At 41.8% G+C, this 16558-nt stretch carries 18 protein-coding genes; 11 read left to right on the forward strand and 7 right to left on the reverse strand.

Features of this window, described 5'->3' with window-relative positions:
* Positions 1-35 precede the first annotated feature (35 nt).
* The 6 genes from mtnA to MTBBW1_RS06025 all read right to left on the reverse strand — a co-directional run bounded on the left by mtnA (position 36) and on the right by MTBBW1_RS06025 (position 5792).
* Positions 36-1193: an S-methyl-5-thioribose-1-phosphate isomerase gene (gene mtnA, locus MTBBW1_RS06010; RefSeq protein ID WP_080800589.1), complete on the reverse strand. Its 1158-nt coding sequence runs from the start codon at positions 1191-1193 to the stop codon at positions 36-38.
* Positions 1190-1333, reverse strand: a complete 144-nt coding sequence (locus tag MTBBW1_RS28170) for a hypothetical protein (protein WP_186441108.1) — start codon at positions 1331-1333, stop codon at positions 1190-1192. The genes mtnA and MTBBW1_RS28170 overlap by 4 nt, the downstream gene beginning before the upstream one ends.
* Before the next feature lie 120 nt (positions 1334-1453).
* Positions 1454-2500: an adenine deaminase C-terminal domain-containing protein gene (locus MTBBW1_RS29935; protein ID WP_281255617.1), complete on the reverse strand. Its 1047-nt coding sequence runs from the start codon at positions 2498-2500 to the stop codon at positions 1454-1456.
* Positions 2484-3239 (reverse strand): amidohydrolase family protein, encoded by a 756-nt coding sequence (locus MTBBW1_RS29410; RefSeq protein ID WP_281255618.1) that lies wholly within the window; start codon positions 3237-3239, stop codon positions 2484-2486. Before MTBBW1_RS29410 ends, MTBBW1_RS29935 begins: the two co-directional genes overlap by 17 nt.
* Positions 3236-4567 carry an amidohydrolase gene (locus tag MTBBW1_RS06020; protein ID WP_080800591.1) on the reverse strand — a complete coding sequence of 444 codons (1332 nt, stop codon included), beginning with the start codon at positions 4565-4567 and terminating at the stop codon, positions 3236-3238. Before MTBBW1_RS06020 ends, MTBBW1_RS29410 begins: the two co-directional genes overlap by 4 nt.
* Positions 4568-4859: 292 nt before the next feature.
* Complete coding sequence (locus tag MTBBW1_RS06025) at positions 4860-5792, reverse strand: DMT family transporter (RefSeq protein WP_080800594.1); 933 nt, start codon at positions 5790-5792, stop codon at positions 4860-4862.
* Between the two features lie 705 nt (positions 5793-6497).
* Between MTBBW1_RS06025 and MTBBW1_RS06030 the strand changes: the two genes are divergently transcribed.
* The 9 genes from MTBBW1_RS06030 (at position 6498) to MTBBW1_RS06070 (ending at position 9193) form a co-directional block, all read left to right on the forward strand.
* Positions 6498-6629 (forward strand): BrnT family toxin, encoded by a 132-nt coding sequence (locus tag MTBBW1_RS06030; protein WP_342743883.1) that lies wholly within the window; start codon positions 6498-6500, stop codon positions 6627-6629.
* Complete coding sequence (locus MTBBW1_RS06035) at positions 6613-6861, forward strand: BrnA antitoxin family protein (protein WP_080800599.1); 249 nt, start codon at positions 6613-6615, stop codon at positions 6859-6861. The genes MTBBW1_RS06030 and MTBBW1_RS06035 overlap by 17 nt, the downstream gene beginning before the upstream one ends.
* A 321-nt stretch (positions 6862-7182) precedes the next feature.
* A complete protein-coding gene (locus tag MTBBW1_RS06040) occupies positions 7183-7392 on the forward strand; it encodes a hypothetical protein (RefSeq protein ID WP_080800602.1) in 210 nt (69 codons plus the stop codon).
* Positions 7389-7577 carry a hypothetical protein gene (locus MTBBW1_RS06045; RefSeq protein WP_080800603.1) on the forward strand — a complete coding sequence of 63 codons (189 nt, stop codon included), beginning with the start codon at positions 7389-7391 and terminating at the stop codon, positions 7575-7577. The genes MTBBW1_RS06040 and MTBBW1_RS06045 overlap by 4 nt, the downstream gene beginning before the upstream one ends.
* A 49-nt stretch (positions 7578-7626) precedes the next feature.
* Positions 7627-7818 carry a hypothetical protein gene (locus MTBBW1_RS06050; RefSeq protein WP_080800607.1) on the forward strand — a complete coding sequence of 64 codons (192 nt, stop codon included), beginning with the start codon at positions 7627-7629 and terminating at the stop codon, positions 7816-7818.
* 175 nt (positions 7819-7993) lie between these two features.
* On the forward strand, positions 7994-8269 hold the full coding sequence (locus MTBBW1_RS06055) for a hypothetical protein (protein ID WP_080800610.1): 276 nt from the start codon (positions 7994-7996) through the stop codon (positions 8267-8269).
* Entirely contained in the window at positions 8266-8664 is a 399-nt protein-coding gene (gene vapC, locus MTBBW1_RS06060; RefSeq protein ID WP_080800614.1) for a type II toxin-antitoxin system tRNA(fMet)-specific endonuclease VapC, read from the forward strand. The genes MTBBW1_RS06055 and vapC overlap by 4 nt, the downstream gene beginning before the upstream one ends.
* A gap of 13 nt (positions 8665-8677) precedes the next feature.
* Positions 8678-8971, forward strand: coding sequence for a phospholipase D-like domain-containing protein (locus MTBBW1_RS06065; protein ID WP_080800617.1), 294 nt, complete (start codon positions 8678-8680; stop codon positions 8969-8971).
* Between the two features lie 33 nt (positions 8972-9004).
* Complete coding sequence (locus MTBBW1_RS06070; protein ID WP_080800620.1) at positions 9005-9193, forward strand: phospholipase D-like domain-containing protein; 189 nt, start codon at positions 9005-9007, stop codon at positions 9191-9193.
* Positions 9194-9279: 86 nt separating this feature from the next.
* Here the strand turns inward: MTBBW1_RS06070 and MTBBW1_RS06075 are convergent, their stop codons facing one another.
* Entirely contained in the window at positions 9280-12408 is a 3129-nt protein-coding gene (locus MTBBW1_RS06075) for a PEP/pyruvate-binding domain-containing protein (RefSeq protein ID WP_245809278.1), read from the reverse strand.
* 627 nt (positions 12409-13035) lie between these two features.
* On the opposite strand from MTBBW1_RS06075, the gene MTBBW1_RS06080 reads away from it, so the two are divergent.
* Together MTBBW1_RS06080 and MTBBW1_RS06085 are read left to right on the forward strand one after the other, a co-directional pair.
* The gene (locus MTBBW1_RS06080; protein WP_080800625.1) at positions 13036-15222 is read left to right on the forward strand and encodes a hybrid sensor histidine kinase/response regulator; all 2187 of its coding nucleotides are present in this window, start codon (positions 13036-13038) and stop codon (positions 15220-15222) included.
* On the forward strand, positions 15215-16390 hold the full coding sequence (locus MTBBW1_RS06085) for a response regulator (RefSeq protein ID WP_080800628.1): 1176 nt from the start codon (positions 15215-15217) through the stop codon (positions 16388-16390). The genes MTBBW1_RS06080 and MTBBW1_RS06085 overlap by 8 nt, the downstream gene beginning before the upstream one ends.
* The last annotated feature ends 168 nt before the right edge of the window (positions 16391-16558 follow it).

A 16558-nucleotide genomic window follows, 5' to 3' on the forward strand; every position in this document is an offset into this window, starting at 1 on the left:
TCCTGATTCAGACAATGTTGACAAGGCTCAAAAGATCATAGGTGTCGGCTTTGAGTACTGAATTGTTCTGGAAAAAGGGATAAAATGTCAGATTCCAATGCTTTGCAAATTCCACGTTCAGTAACAAAACCTGTCACAAGCCTTGCTGGAGTCACATCAAATGCATGGTTGGCAGCAGGACTTTGTTCCGGAGGAACCAGAACTGATGTAATCTTTCCATTTATATCAAGTCCCTGGATATATCTGATTTCATCCGGGTCACGCTCTTCAATGGGAATCTCTGCAAGACCGTCTTTAATGCTCCAGTCAAAGGTGCTGGAGGGAAGTGCCACATAAAAGGGGATGTTGTTGTCCTTTGCTGCAAGGGCTTTAAGATAGGTGCCGATTTTATTTGCCACATCACCTGTACGGGTAGTTCTGTCCGTTCCCACAATCACCAGATCCACCATACCGTGCTGCATGATATGGCCTCCGGCATTATCGGTTATTACAGTGTGTTTTATGCCGTGTTTGCCAAGCTCCCAGGCTGTAAGCCTTGCTCCCTGATTCAGTGGACGGGTCTCGTCAACCCAGACATGGATATCAATGCCTTTGTCAAATGCAACATACATCGGGGCGGTTGCCGTGCCATATTCAACTGTGGCAAGCCATCCGGCATTACAGTGGGTCAGGATGTTAACCGTTTTATCTGTGAGGTTCTGTTTTTTTCTACTGACCTCTTCTATCAGGGAAGCTCCATGCTCGCCTATATTTTTGCAGTTTTCAGCCTCTTCCTCCACAATGAAACATGCTTCTTCAAGGGCTGCATTCATTTTTGCATCGTATCCCTGTTCCTTTAGAACATGATTCATTACCCTGTCAACCCCCCATGCAAGATTTATGGCTGTAGGTCGGGCATTTTTCAGCCTTTTGCACTCGCTTTGAATGAGGTTGTTGCATTGGTCTGTGTTATTTTTAATATTGGTGTTATCTCTGTTTTCAAAAAGAATTGTATATACTCCAAAAGCTCCGGTTGCTCCTATGAGAGGCGCTCCTCTTACTAGCATCTCCTTTATGGCCATAATAACATGATCCACTGTTGGCAGATCAACAATCTCGATTTTGTGCGGAAGCTTTCTCTGGTCAATAACTTTGGCAGTGGATGTCTTGTTATCAAACCAGATTGGTCGCATGTCATTGCCGTCAACTTTCATAGTTTTTCTTTATCCTTATGTCTATTCTCAGGTGGGTGTTCCTTGTGTAATGGTTGTTTTCTTATATTGGCCAGCTTTATAATATGTTCCATACGTTTTGCATCCATAAGCTCAATACGATCTGTGAGTTCTATATTCAAAATCGACACCTTGTTGGACTTTTTGGCATTTCTTGAATTTGTCTGAATCAGGATAACCAGGATTTACAGGATGCTCAGGATTTTTATCCTGTAAATCCTGAGCATCCTGGGCATCCTGATTCAGACAGTGTTGACAAGGCTCAAAAGATCAACTATTTCAAACCTTGTGACATCTACAAGACCCTTGTCTGTTATTTTAAGCTTTGGAATAACCGGCAGTGCAAGAAATCCCAATGTCATAAATGGGTCTTTCAGGGCAGAACCAAGGGATTGAGCTGCCTCTGTTATTTTTTTCATGTCGATATTGACTTCATTCATGGCATTATGTGACATAAGACCCGCAACCGGAAGAGCAAGGGTGGCAATTACCTCTTTTTGACACACAACAGCAAAACCTCCCCCCATCTTTTGGATAGCTTTGACAGCCTCCATCATATCATCATCTGTTGCTCCTGCAACTATGATATTGTGGGAATCATGGGCAACCGTTGATGCAATGGCTCCCCTTGAAAGTCCAATGCCTGTTACAAAGCCGGTACTCATTCCGGTGTTGCCTGAATATCTCTCAATTACGGCAACTTTTATAAGATCCCTTGTAATATCAGATATAAGTTTGCCATCAAGGTGTGATGGTTCCATAATAACCGAATCCGTTATGACCTGGTCAGGCACCACCTTTATTACCTTGATCATGGGAGATAATGGTTTGGTCACAGGATTATTATTACAATCCGGCATTGAAATAGAAAAATCAATGGATTTAATGTCAAAATTCATGGTTTTCGGAATATCATCGGGAATATTTTCGTGGGGCAACTTATGTGATGAGCCAGAAACCAGAGACCCTTTTTCCGCAACCAGAGATCCCATTACAAAAACCTTTTCCACCACAGGGCAGGAGAGGTCTTTAAATATTATCATGTCTGCCCTGCGTCCTGGTGCAATTGCTCCGGCATCTGTTATGCCAAAGTGCCTTGCACAGTTGATGGTTCCCATCTGTATAGCCCTTACCGGATCAAGGCCGGCTTTTATGGCTTTTCTTATGATATGGTCAATATGTCCCTGATGCAGGATCTCTTCCGGATGACGGTCATCGGTGCACCACATCATCTGCTGCCAGGTGGTGTCAGTGATTGCCGGCATTAGGTCGTCAAGATTTTTTTGCACATGTCCCTTCCCTTACCATGATATGCATTCCAAGCCGGAGTTTTTCAAGTGCTTCCTGGGTGGTTGTACACTCATGATCGCTTGATATGCCTGCCGCAGCATATGCCCAAAGATCACGGCCGCTTACCCCTGGTGCATGGCCGTCAACAGGTTTTCTGATTTTGTGGGCAGCCTTGATTTTTGCCATGACTTGTGAATCAGCAGAAATCACCCCCGGATAGTTCATCATTTCGGCAAGTGCAACAATTCTGTTGTTTTGCATGAAGGGTGCAATGGCTTCTGCATTAAGTGTTGCTCCTGTGGTTTCCATATCTGTTGCAGGGACACATGAGGGCATGGAAAAAAGAATGTTCATGGTACTTTTTTCTGCGGACTGCACCATATACTCAATGCCTCTGGTTCCAAGGACATTGGCAATTTCATGGGGGTCTGCAATGACAGTGGTTGTTCCGAAAGGGAGGACACCCCTTGAGAACTGAACAGGTGTAACCATTGAGCTTTCTATGTGAACATGTGAATCCATTAGCCCCGGCGCCACATACATGCCTTCAAGGTCAACTCTTCTGACAGCATCGTAATTGCCAAATCCGCATATATATCCCTCCTTTACAGCCACGCTCTGTTCAAGGATTTCTCCTGTAAAAACATTTATGACTTTTGCGTTTGTAAATAGGATATCAACGGGTTCTTTACCTGTTGCCGCCGAAATTATGGTCTCTCTATTTTTCTCTTTTATCATGGTTTTTTAACATCGTTCTGTGAGATTTTAATGGCAGCCTGAATAACATCATCCATTACAGCCTCTGCATTCATGCTGATAAGTTTTCTGTTTTTCATAACGACTCTTCCGTCAATGATGGTTGTGGAGACATCACTTCCGGTGGCGGAATATACAATGTGAGAGTATGGATTGTACAGGGGGATCATATGCGGCCTGTCACTATCCACAATAATAATATCAGCCCTTTTACCAACTTCAATGGAGCCGGTTATAGTATCAAGGCCAAGTGCCTTTGCACCGTTGATGGTGGCCATCTTAAGAGCTGTTTCAGCACTTATAGCTTCCGGATTCATTGTAAATACCTTGTGCAGCTTTGCTGCTGTATCCATCTCCAGAAACATGTCAAGATCATTGTTGCTTGCACACCCGTCGGTCCCAAGACCTACGCATATGCCATTATCAATCATTTCCGGAATTTTTGCCACACCTGACGCAAGTTTCATGTTGCTTTCAGGGCAATGGGCAACTTTTACATCATATTTTTTGTAAAGCTCCATATCTTCCTTTGAAAGATGAATTGAGTGGCATGCAATCAGGTTTGAAGATAAAATCCCAAGATCGGCAAGAAAAGCTGCCGGAGATTTGCCATATTTTTCATTTATCTGTTCAGATTCACTCAGGGTTTCTGCAACATGAATAATAAGAGGGGCATTATGTTCACGGGCAAGGATGGATGCCCTTTGCAAAAGTTCCGGGGCACAGGTATAGGTTGCGTGTGGTTCCACTGCAACGGTTATAAGTGGATCATCCCGCCATTGTGCCATCATATTGTTGACATATTCAAATCCGTTTTCAAGAGCTCCGTAGTTCGGAGATGGGAAATCGTAGAGAACCTCTCCTACCACAGCTCTCATTCCGCAATTTGAGGCAGCCTTTGCCACTTCATTTTCAAAAAGATACATGTCACAGAAACAGGTTGTGCCGGACATTATCATCTCTGCACAGGCAAGCATGGCTCCTTTGTGGACAAGCTCTCCTGTAAGAAGAGCCTCTGCCGGAAAGATATGTTGAGTCAGCCACTCCATAAGGGGCAGATCGTCGGCAAGGCCGCGAAATAGGGTCATTGATGCATGTGTGTGGCTGTTTACAAGCCCTGGCATGATTATGCCGCCTTTTGCATCTATGATCTGGCAGGTTGCAGATTCATCTTCTATAAAACCTGCAAGCCTATCTTTGTTGTCAATTTTTACTATGTTGCCGTTTTCAACTGCGACAGCACCATCTTTAATGCACCTCATGGCCCTATCCATGGTTAATACAGTCCCGTTTGTAATCAATATTTTCATGGGTTCTTCCTTTCATATCTTTGCAGGCGTGCCAAGAGGCATTTTTTGATGATAAAGTCTCTGTAAGCGACTGTTTTTTACCGTGAAAATGACTATCATTTTTATATTTGGGGGTGATTGATACGTAATCAATCATGCCCGTTTACCGTGGAAATAGATACAAATTTCCATATTCGGGGGTGGCTGGATGCCGGCCATGACCGTTTACTATAAAGCCTCTATAACTAACTGTTTTTTAAATAATTTTCATCTTTTTGATTGTGGAGTGTGTCCGCCATGTACGTTATATCTTTCATGCCTTTTCAGGCAAGGGTTCAGGCGCTTTTGCCCTTGATTGTATCAAGCGTTTTTGAAGCATTGTTGATGCATTGGTGGAGTAAACCCCTGAAATAACAAGTACAGTTCCTGCCGCCTGTGCAATGCTTATTGTCTCGTCAAGCATTAACCAGGAGAGAATAATGGCGCTTACCGGAACAAAATTGATAAAGACACTGGCTTTCATGGCTCCTGCTGTTTTGATTCCCTCATAGTACCATAAAAATCCTAAAACTGTGCCGAAAAATGCAAGATAGAAAAGGCTGAACCAGTTCATGGGTGTATATGATACAATCTCAGTCAGATCACCGTAAAGAACTACCGGAAACATAAGTAAAAAAGTTCCTGCAACCGATGAGTAGCAAACAGAAACAATGGGCGACATATCTCCCATGATTTTTTTTCCGATCAAAGAGTATGTAACCCAGCTTGCAACGCAGCCCATAATCATGATTTCTCCCCTGCCAATGGCATCACCTGCAAGATTGATAAGGTTTCCATCTGATATAACAACAAGAGCACCTGTAACTGATAAAAGTATGCCTGTGCATTTTATCAGGTTTACGCTCTCCTTGAAAATCAGTGCCGAAAGCAGGCTTATCATAATGGGATTGGTGGCAATGATGAGTGATGCCTTACCCGCCGGAATATGGTGCAGGGCATTAAAAAAGAGGATATTGTAGGAAAAGACTCCTGTTGAACCGAGCAGCAACAGGGGAATAAAATCTTTTCTTCTGATGGCAGGCAACTTGCCCTGAGTCTTTTTTGTAATAAGAAGCAGAAAAAAAGAGGCCATGGCAAAACGTATGAATGCAGCATTTATAGGTGAGACATTGCCAGCAATGGATTTTCCGGCAATAAATGTTCCTCCCCAGAAGATTGCAGTAAGAAGAAGTTTGAAATAGACCATGAAAAAGTTCCTGAATATAAAAAATAAAAATTACGGCACGCCCAATTTACCTGTTTACGTTTTCTTGAGCCTGCTTACTCTTTTGGGGTAATTTAACTCAAAAAAGTGTAAACTACTTTACCGTGAAAATGACTATAGATTTCCAGAAAAATATTTTGGCATTCTCAATTCTGAAGGGCAACCACAAGGGATTGTCCCTACATTGCTTGCCAATTTAATTATCTGGAACAGTATATCATTTTCATACTTCGGGGTGATTGATGCGCAATCATGTCCGTTTGGGCAGATATGAAAGATGCCAAAAAAACTTAAAAATGGCAATCTTGAAATATCAATATAAAAAAACTCGAACATCAAGTGAAAGAAATCTTGTCACCGCAGCCAAGTGATTGAGTATTACAGAGCCGAAGCCAGTGAAGCAGACACAATTTTATATGAAAGTCTCGGTAACAGCCTGTTTTTAAAACGACTTTCATCTTTTCGATTGTGGCGGTCATCAGCCATGTACGTTTTATATGAAAGTCTCCTTAACAGACTGTTTTAAAAACGACTTTCATCCCTTCGATTGTGGCGGTAATCCACCATGTACGTTATATAAAAGTCCCCGCAAATGGCTGTTTTTATAAAGACTTTCAACACTTCGATTGTGACGGTGAACCGCCATGTTGGTTATAAAGATCCCTTTCAATTTTTTTCAGACGCCACATAACCATAGGACTTGACGCTTTGGGGCGTGTGTTGGTCGTCGTCTTCACATATCGAGAGAATACAATTCGTTTGATAGCGGCAAGAAGGGCTACCAAAAAGGAAAGAGGGCATTATGAAACCGGAATATGATTTTAGCAAAGCAAAACGCGGAGCCGTTGTACCTCAGAAGGGAAAGACCCGAATAACGATCTATCTTGACAACGATGTGATTGAATCGTTTCGAGAACGGGCAGACAAAGCCGGATGCGGCTACCAGACCGTTATCAATCAAGTACTTCGGGATTATTTAAACAAGCCTGAGACACTAATGGATGAAAATAAGTTGCGCCGGGTGCTCCGGGAAGAGTTAAAGGTCATTTAAGCAGCTTGATCAGTCAATCACCTTCTGCTGAATCAAAGATGCGGAATGCGTTTGAAAAGGCCAGGCTGAAAAAGAACAGATACTATTTGAATCGGAAATTTTACTCATTTTTTTTGACAATCCTCACCACGCATCTTCTATGATTCTTGGAATGCTCACCTTGGTGGGTTATTTTCACATAAGTCCTCTTTTTTTTATGGAATAAATTATGTCAGTCCTCTTTTTTTGATAAAAGGTCAGAGATAAAATGAAGTTGACAAAGCTACCTCACGAGGCTACCATCAAAAATAAAGGTAAACACCTTATTAAGGGGGGAGACAAATGGCTAAAACAGAGAAGAAATTACGGATTAACATCGTCGATGTAAAACGAGCCAACGAAAAGATTAAGGCGTACAAAGGGTCTCTGCCCACCCGCACACATCTTCGAATAGCAGAAAAAATTTCTGAAGCGCAGATACGGGCTGCATTTGAAAGAGCTTCAAAACGAATCGGGAATTTGCCGAAAATTGATTTGCGAGAATGCGCTTGAAAAGGGATTGCAATTACATCTATTCAGAGCTTGTTGAAGGCAAAAATGATGTCATCGGGGCATTGGCGTATTCCCTCTATAAACAACAGAAAATTGAATGTATTACCGATTTTGAAAAAAAGTATGAAAGACGGCCCACCGAAGAAGAGTTAGCCCCCTTCAAGGAAATATCAAACAGCAAATGAAAACTGGCCGGTTCTTGATGGCGATGATACTGTCACACCGGTTCGTGCCATGAACGAAGCCAGCCGTGTGGTGGCTGAAAGTAAAATCGAAGAGATCACCCAGGGAAATATCTCGGTGACCGATCTGGATTCTGAAACCGCCATGGCTCTGACACTCTATGAGATCTGGGGCCTGGGGGAGTTTTCCTTTGATGAGGCGTTGAATATCTCCAAGTCCCTGAACATCTCCCTGGAAAATTGAAAAACATGCCGATACCCAAAAAAGATTGATCCTGGATCTGCTGGCTGTTTGGGCAAGGGAGATGGATGACGAGAAGAGGCGTCAGAAGGCGGAGTTGATACTGTATGGATTGAATCAGGGATGATTGTGTATAATGAAAACATAAGTATCCAAATAACTTTCATGAGGCGATATAATGATTACTAAAGATTCAATAAAATCTGAAATTGATAAATTGCAGGATCAATATTTGGAAACACTGTTTCGCATCATTAAAGCGTTCGAATATATTCCTGACTCCAGTCAAAATATAATGAATTCTGAGCAAAAACAAACGCAAGAACAGAAACAAATGCAACAAGAGAAAAATGAATGGCTCGCATTTATTGAAAATACCTACGGATGTCTGTCGGATGATCCCATAGAGAGAGGTGATCAAGGCAATTATGAAATTAGAGAAGTTATCCATTGAAATACCTTCTTGATACCAATACCTGTATCAAATACTTGAATGGGACATCGGAATCCGTTCGTAATCAAATAGAGCAAATGCTTCCTGAAAACATCGTTGTTTGTTCTGTTGTGAAAGCAGAGCTGTTTTATGGGGCTATGAAAAGTAAATATCCTGAACGAAATATAAGTAAACAGAAAGAGTTTTTAGATCATTTTATTTCATATTCTTTTGATGATAATGCTGCGGAAAAATATGGCAATATCAGGGCTCAATTGGAAAAAAATGGAACACCTATAGGGCCCAATGATTTAATGATTTCCGCAATCGCCCTTTCACAAAATTTAATATTGATAACTCACAATGTAAGAGAGTTTGAAAGGGTCGAAGGGTTGGTGTTGGAAGATTGGGAATGATAGGGCATCGTGAATGACAAAAAACAAAAAACAACCCCGATTTCAGGAACATTCCTGGCAGATCAGCTATCTTTCATCAACAGCCAGGGTCGATGGGTCACCCACAGATATTCTTGAGGATTTCTACATTCCGGTTCTCTCCAGAGCCGTGACCTACGACAGGGTTGCCGGATATTTCAGATCCACCTCGCTGGCTGCGGCATCCCAGGGTTTTTCTGCATTTACCCAAAACAGCGGTAAGGCGCGGCTCATTGTCGGGGCGGACATGTATCCGGAAGATGTGCAGGCTGCCCTCCAAGGAATCTGATGGCATTGGGACAATCCTCTCATATCTAACGCCATGCTTCAGGAACTGCTGGATTATGAGACCTGGCCGGCATCTGTCCAAAGGGGCGTGCATCTTCTGGCATGGATGGTGGCCAAGGGCTTTCTGGATATCCGGGTGGCTTTCAGGGTCCATTCCAAAACCGGAGAGGTGCTCTTTGCAAAGACACGGGGCGGTTATAAAAAAGGTCATGAACTTCTCTAGCCCCACGAGGGATTCCAGGCCTCGGAACAGTAAACATAAGGTTGCTTCCCCGGAGATTGTAAAACGGTCAATGAAGCATGCCAAAACTAGCTCCAATTTTCTCGCCACTGCTTCAAACGGCAATCCCAAGTGCGGGCGTTTTTTATCGCTGTCTGTTCATTCAATTTCATCCTTGCAGGTTTTTTTTCCTGTTTCACAAGCACTGCTGTGGATCTTCTGCCGTCAATTTTCAGGATTGATGGCCTGTCAAGCTTCAGATATCGCAAATAACGGGTTTCCGTGTGTGCAGGAAGGCTGTCCAGCCAGTTCCAGTCAATAAAGTTTTTATCTTTGGCCGGTACTCCAAGGTAATTTATCCCAAGGGATGTTATGTTGTGGAAAAAATGGCTGCCTTGTGACGGGTCAGCATTGAGCTTTTCTGATACAGTTTCAATGATTGTACCCACACGGGTTATGTGGCTCCATTTTACAGGTATGCCAAGCCATCGGTCAGTTGTACCCCAGCGCCCGGGGCCTATCAAAAGATACTTCATGTCAGGAATATTTCGGAAGTTTCTCCTGCATGTTTCCCGTTTTTGCTCTTCCTGTTGAAGTTTTTGTTCCTTTTCAAACATGCTGTTGAGTTTGTCAATCTCTTCTGCAATCTCAATGGTTTTTGATGTGTCAAAAGCCTCTGGTTTTACGTAGATGATATGGGAAATAACTGAAATCTGACTGCTTCCCATGGCTTTGTCTGAGTAACAGTATGAGTTCTCAAGGTCATCGGGCTTTATGTCAACATTCATGCTGTGTTGAGCCACCATCATCGGCCTGATCTGAAGAAGTGAAAATTCCGGTTTTTCATCATCTAAAAGATTAACAGCAAACTCTATTTCCACCGGACATCCCATGCCTGTTTTTCCGATCTCAAGAAGCTCTGACAATATCTCTCCAAGGGGAAACTCCTTAAATTTTAAAACAGATGCAAATGTAAGAACAGGATACCCTTTTTTGCTGAAAAAATCCCTTACCCTGTTATCCTCTGCAAAGTAGGTGCTTAAAAGTTTTTTCACAGGCTTGTGATCAATGACATCATCCACATCCAGCTTCTCAAGCTCGAAATCTGTCTCTTCAATATATTCAAGATCACTTTTTTTCAGCTCCAGTGCATAGAAATAGCGCTGGGCATTTTTCAGAATATTGTCAACTGATGAGAATTGGGGAAGAAATTCAGGATATCTCGGCGAAAACCTAAGTGCAACTCCTCCGTCAACCACAATTTTACCAAGTCCAAGGGCAATGTGTGCAACACCTTCATCCGGCTTCATGTAGGATACCGGATAGAAATTGTAGGATTGTGCCACACCTGAAATTGCAGGATAAAAGTAATTTCCGTTGACTGTTCCGGAAAGCTGCTGGATTATGACAGCCATTTTGTCCTCTTCCGGTCTGTAAACGGAATTTTTCGCAAGAAGCCGCGGAGTCTCCTGGTAAATGGATGCATAGACAAGTTTGATGGCACTTAAAAGCTGTTTCAGACGTACCTCAATATCAGGATGGTTGTTGGCAAGCATATATGTACTGTATGCTCCTGCACTTGGGCGATAGTGAGCATCCTCAAGAATTGCTGATGAGCGCACAGCAAGGGGGTATTTTACATAATTGAGAAACACCTTAAGATCCCGGGAGAGCCATTCCGGAAAGCGTGACCCTTTGAAATGCTCCTTTATGGCCTCGTCACTTCTGATATTTTTCAGAAACTCGCGGGTATTGTTAAGACGCTCAAAATCATCAAATCCTTCTGTGGTAATAACCACAATTTTGGGAAGGGTTATATTGACATTGGAGAATTTCTCCTGAAAACCTGAATGCTCCCGAAAAAGATTGGAAATAAAAGCAAGCCCCCTTGCCTTTCCTCCAAGGGAGCCTCTGCCGATCTTCACAAAATCGTTTTCAGCATCAAACTCCTCCTTTACAAAATCAGAGATAAGTCCTTTTTGCCTGATTTTCAGCTTGTTTCTGATAAGCCGTATGAGATAATCCTTGGCCTCCCTTGTCTCTTTAAAATCATTGATCGTAAGAGAGCGAAGCTTTGCAGCAAGGCGCATTTCAAAACGGGCCATGAACCAACGGGAAAAATCATTTCTTGCAGCATGGTAGGTAATAGATTCATCAGGAACAGAGTGGAGTATGGTGCTCATGCTTCTGAGATTTGATGCCCGTGCAACAACACTACCGTCTTTGAGCCTGAACATGAAATCCCCGAATCCAAGGTATTGAACCAGAAAATAACGTATATCAGCGTGAAGGGCAGGGGAGTTTTTATCAAGAAAAAAGGCGGGGATATTTTCTGCCTGTTCCCTGTTTTCCGTTTCGGAAGAGAGCATAAGAAGGGGAAGGTCAGGAATCTGGGACTTGATTCTGCGCAATAGCTTCAAACCTGCGTGGGCATCTTCCCTGCCATCTTTGGGATAGCGGACATCAGAGATAACGCATAAAAGGTAGCGGGAGTATTTCTGGTAGAGTCGCCAGGCATCTTCATAGTTTTCCGCCAGAAGAATTTTGGGTCTTGCCCGCATTCTCAGGATTCTGTCTTTTTCGTTAAGGGAATCGTCCATAACAGCCTGGGTCTGCATGACGATCTCCTTATATATATATGGAAGCAGGGATGAGATATAAAGGGGGGAATCTTCCACAAAGATAACCACCCTTACATTGGCAAGCTCTGTATCATGATCAACATTCATGAAATCTTCTCTGTTTTTTACAAGAGCCATGAGAAGGTCAGTATTGCCGCTCCAGATGAATGTTCTATCAATAATGCTCCTGTCATAGCATTTGTCGTTTTCCATCAGTTTGCCGGCATCATAGGCAAAGTAATAGACAGGAAGCTCCTTGTAGAATGTTTTTATTTTTTCACAAAGCTCATATGATTCAATATCGCTTATGTGAGGCATTACAATTACAATATCGTAGATTCTGTTTTCAAGTTCTGCAAATGCCTCCTTTCCGCTTGAAACCCATGTAAGTCTTGGTGGGCGGCTTAGATTCAATCCCCTGTACTCATGGATAATTCGCTCGGAGAGACGGCCGTCCTCCTGCATTATAAAGGCATCATAGGGGCTTGATACCAGCAGGATCTCATCCACTCTCAGTGTCATCAATTCATGGAATGACTTAAAGTAGAGCAGCTCCTTGTCTGTTTGTTCCATCGTTTTATCTTCGCTATCTTTCAAAATTCACTCTCCCCTGGAAATTATGTTGTTTGAAAAGATTGTTTGGTATTTTGAAAAGATTCTTTGGTATTTACTCAAAATCGACATCTTATTGCTTTTTCAGAAGTTATTGCAGTTGTCTGAACCAAGATAACCAGGATGGATAGGATGCTCAGGATAGATAATCCTGCCTTATCCTGTTAATCCAGGGATGGCCGCCTTTGAGTTAGGCCATGAAATTTTAAAGTAGCACAGCTTTGTTCCATCTTCAAGAAATTAGGTAGAAGGCAGACTGTTGTCAGTTAATGTTAATTTAAATGAAATTTAATGAACCTGTAAAATGTCCGATTTCGAGATTTTTTCAGTCATAACTCTCTGAAATTATTAATAGTGATCTCTCTTAAATTATTAATGTTGATTTTGGAACTTCCGAATTTTAACGAGGCCATCAAGTTTTGGAGATGCAATCTTTATTTTACGGAAATACAATGATATAATGTACATGGCGGATGTCCGCCACAATCTAAGGGATGAAAATCATTTTAAAAACAGGCTGTTACGGAGGCTTTCATATAAAAATGTAAAGCAGTTTGATGGTATTTGGATGTGGTATATTTGTTGTTAAAAATTTCAAATTGGGAATGCTTCATGATGAATCAAAATTCAGAAATTGAACGATTGAAAGCTGAGCTTGCAGAAGCGCGATCAGAAAACAACTCTCTGAAAGAGAAATTTAGTACCCATGCAAGGGATGCTGAACGGGCAATACAGGCTAAAAGTGAATTTCTTGCCAACATGAGCCACGAGATCCGTACCCCCATGAATGGAATCATAGGGATGATGCATATTCTTATGGATACTCCACTTTCGGATGAGCAGAAAAAATATGCAGGTCTTGTCTTTTCAAGTGCCAATGCACTTCTTTCACTTATAAATGATATCCTAGATTTTTCAAAAATTGAGGCTGGAAAGCTGGAGTTTGATAACAGAATCTTTGATCTTCAGGTAACAATGGATGACATAAATGCAATACCTGCAATACAGGCAAAAGAAAAAGGTATTGATTTTTCAAGCACCATTGACACTGACGTTCCTCTGCTGCTGAAAGGAGATCCTGCAAGAATACGTCAGATTCTCAATAACCTTACAGGAAACGCCATCAAATTTACGGAGGCAGGGGGTGTCACAATAAACGTATCCCTTGAAAAGGAGACAGATAACCTTGTCACCCTGAAATTTACCATTGATGATACAGGAATAGGAATTCCCGAAGATAAAATTGACTCTCTGTTTGAAGCATTCAAACAGGCAGATGCATCAACAACCCGCCAGTTTGGCGGCACCGGTCTTGGCCTTTCCATCTCCAAAATGCTTGTGGAGATGATGAATGGTAAAATTGGTGTTGAAAGTGATGAACTTCTTGGCAGTACATTCTGGTTTACAATTGAACTTGAAAAGCAGAATCCCGACGATATACCTGACATGAATATGGTATTCAGCAAGAGCATAATAAACAAGCGCGTACTTCTCGTTGGAGATGACCTTGGAGCATGCAGCACACTGAAGGAAAACCTTGTATCTCTTCAGCTTGACACAGAAGAGACAAATTCAGTAGAAAATGCCATTAATTGCCTGAAGAGAGCTGCTGAAGAAAAAATACCTTTTCAGGCTGTTCTTGTTGACATCCAGAGCGGCAGCATCAACCCTGCCACCCTGAGCAAGAAAATTAATCTTGACCCTCTCCTTAAAAATACCAAACTTGTACTTATAACAGGCACAGGGAAAAAAGGAGATGCCAGACGATTTGAGGCCCTTGGATTTTCAGCTTACATGAGCAAGCCTGTTGACAGGGAGCTTCTTAATGACTGTCTCAGGGCAATTCTGCACATCTCTGTATCAGATGATATTTGCAAAGGTGGCATTATTACAAGGCACTCCATTGCTGAAAACAAAAAACATCTTAAAAAGATTCTTGTTGTGGAAGATAATGAGACCAACATGATTGTTGCAAAAACATTAATTTCCAAACTGGGATATCATGCTGATGGTGCCCGCAACGGTAAAGAAGCTGTGGACAAAATTGAATCAACCCATTATGATATAGTTTTTATGGATTGTCAGATGCCTGTCATGGATGGGTTTGAGGCAACACGGATAATCCGGAAATACGAATCTTCTGAATCTTTAAAAACAAAAGATAATAATACAGAACGGCAAGTCAGATCAGTAAAACATACCCCTGTCATTGCAATGACCGCAAATGCCATGAAAGGAGACAGGGAAAAGTGCCTTGCCGCAGGAATGGATGACTTTATTTCAAAACCCGTTGACCCTGAAAAACTTGCAAGAATGGTAAGGTTTTACCTCTCAACTGCCAACTTCAAAAATTCAGGTACCAGGATTGAAACGTCAGAGCAACATTTAGAAAAGACAGAAGATAAAAATGAAAATATAACCATCAGGAGCGATGGTGTTAATAGTGACAGGTCATTTGATAATAGTGACAGGCCATTTGACAGAGCCGCTATGGTGGAACGTTTTGGTGGTGATGAAGAGGTTGTTGACATAATTGTAGATTCATTTATTGAAGAAGCAGGCGGACTTATAAAGCAGCTTGAAACCGCTGTGGAAAACAGGGAGATGGAATCAATCAGAGCCGCATGTCATGCCTTGAAAGGTTCTGCATCAAATGTTCATGCCTTGCCACTGAGTACAAGCGCCCAGCTTCTTGAAGCTGTTGCCAAAAAGGGAAAAACGGATATTGACCTTGACTCCATGCTGGAGAGTATCAGGTCAGATTTTAACCGATTTTCAAGCGAGATTGCCAATGATTGATATTGAAACAATGTCTGTTCTGATTGTTGATGACATGAGAAGCATGCGCCTTTCCATCAGGAATATGTTTAAACAACTGCGCCTCGGCAGCACAATACGTCATGCTGAAAACGGCCGTGAAGCCCTTAAAATGCTTAATGAAGGTCTCTTTGATCTTGCCGTGATCGACTGGAACATGCCGGTGATGAATGGAGTTGAACTTCTTGGAAAGATTCGGAATTCAAAGACATTGAGAGATATGCCGGTAATCATGGTAACAGCAGAGGCAGACAGAGATACTGTTATCAATGTTGCAGAAACTGAAATTGACGCATATCTCTTAAAGCCTTTAACAATGAAGGCTCTTGAAGAAAAAGTAAAAAATGTTATTGAGTCTGCAAATAATCCTGACAAGGCAACAATTCACCTTCAGAAGGCAAGGGAGCTTGAAGAGGCAGGAGACATTGATGGTGCCATCAATGAGATGCGTATCTCTCTAAAGGAGAAGCCAAATGCATCAAGAATTCTTAGAAATATCGGGCTTCTTTATAAAAAAAACAATAATGAAAAGATGACTGAAAAGTGCCTTGTAAAAGCGGTCAGCGTTAACAGACAGGATGATGTTTCACGTTTCCTTCTTGTGGATTTCTATCTGGAAAAAAATGATCTTCCCAATGCCCTTAACTATTATGAAAAAGGCAGGCTTACAGGACAACAGGCTGTTGAAAAGGGTATGTTGCTTGCTGAAAAGCTCATTGAACAGGGCATGTCATCCAGTGCTGTCTCTATCTTTACCCAGATTCTTAGCAAGTCAAGGGAAAATTTATCCATGAGAGAAACCATAGTCAATGTATGCGTCCAGAACGGTGAATACAACTATGCAAAATCCCTGCTTAAGAAAATTGTTGAGGAACAGCCGGAAAGATATGACCTGGAACTTAAACTTGCAAAGCTCTATGCAGGAACCAATGAGACAGACCAAGCTTTGATATGTTTTGAGCAGCTTGATAACAGCTCAGGTCTTGATAAAATATTGACTCCTGAACAGATAATATCCATAAAAATATGGCTTGCAAAATTTTACATGCAAAATAAAAAACCCTTTATTGCCGATAATCACATAAATCAGATACTGAAGATTGACCCTTCAAATGAAACTGCCCTGAAACTAAGACAGATAAACTCATGATTCATACATTCTATTTTAGACTGCTACTGTAATTTTATCTATAGCTTTCCAGAAAAGTATTTTGTTTTTTGTCAAAAAAAATAGGTGGTGTCCCAAATATGTTGATGAGCTCTTCACAAACCTTGATTCAGCAGGGCTTTCACAAAAAGATATCAACACTTTTATGAC

The sequence above is a fragment of the Desulfamplus magnetovallimortis genome, assembly GCF_900170035.1.
Lineage (GTDB): Bacteria > Desulfobacterota > Desulfobacteria > Desulfobacterales > Desulfobacteraceae > Desulfamplus > Desulfamplus magnetovallimortis.

Bases quoted from the DNA above. Each gene is read 5' to 3' on its own strand.
- MTBBW1_RS06055 (WP_080800610.1), top strand. From the start codon at position 7,994: ATGATTACTAAAGATTCAATAAAATCTGAAATTGATAAATTGCAGGAT.
- mtnA (WP_080800589.1), bottom strand. From the start codon at position 1,193: ATGAAAGTTGACGGCAATGACATGCGACCAATCTGGTTTGATAACAAG.
- MTBBW1_RS06070 (WP_080800620.1), top strand. From the start codon at position 9,005: ATGCTTCAGGAACTGCTGGATTATGAGACCTGGCCGGCATCTGTCCAA.
- MTBBW1_RS06065 (WP_080800617.1), top strand. From the start codon at position 8,678: ATGACAAAAAACAAAAAACAACCCCGATTTCAGGAACATTCCTGGCAG.
- MTBBW1_RS29410 (WP_281255618.1), bottom strand. From the start codon at position 3,239: ATGATAAAAGAGAAAAATAGAGAGACCATAATTTCGGCGGCAACAGGT.
- MTBBW1_RS06085 (WP_080800628.1), top strand. From the start codon at position 15,215: ATGATTGATATTGAAACAATGTCTGTTCTGATTGTTGATGACATGAGA.
- MTBBW1_RS06040 (WP_080800602.1), top strand. From the start codon at position 7,183: ATGGCTAAAACAGAGAAGAAATTACGGATTAACATCGTCGATGTAAAA.
- MTBBW1_RS06080 (WP_080800625.1), top strand. From the start codon at position 13,036: ATGATGAATCAAAATTCAGAAATTGAACGATTGAAAGCTGAGCTTGCA.
- MTBBW1_RS06020 (WP_080800591.1), bottom strand. From the start codon at position 4,567: ATGAAAATATTGATTACAAACGGGACTGTATTAACCATGGATAGGGCC.
- MTBBW1_RS06050 (WP_080800607.1), top strand. From the start codon at position 7,627: ATGAACGAAGCCAGCCGTGTGGTGGCTGAAAGTAAAATCGAAGAGATC.
- MTBBW1_RS06035 (WP_080800599.1), top strand. From the start codon at position 6,613: ATGAAACCGGAATATGATTTTAGCAAAGCAAAACGCGGAGCCGTTGTA.
- MTBBW1_RS06025 (WP_080800594.1), bottom strand. From the start codon at position 5,792: ATGGTCTATTTCAAACTTCTTCTTACTGCAATCTTCTGGGGAGGAACA.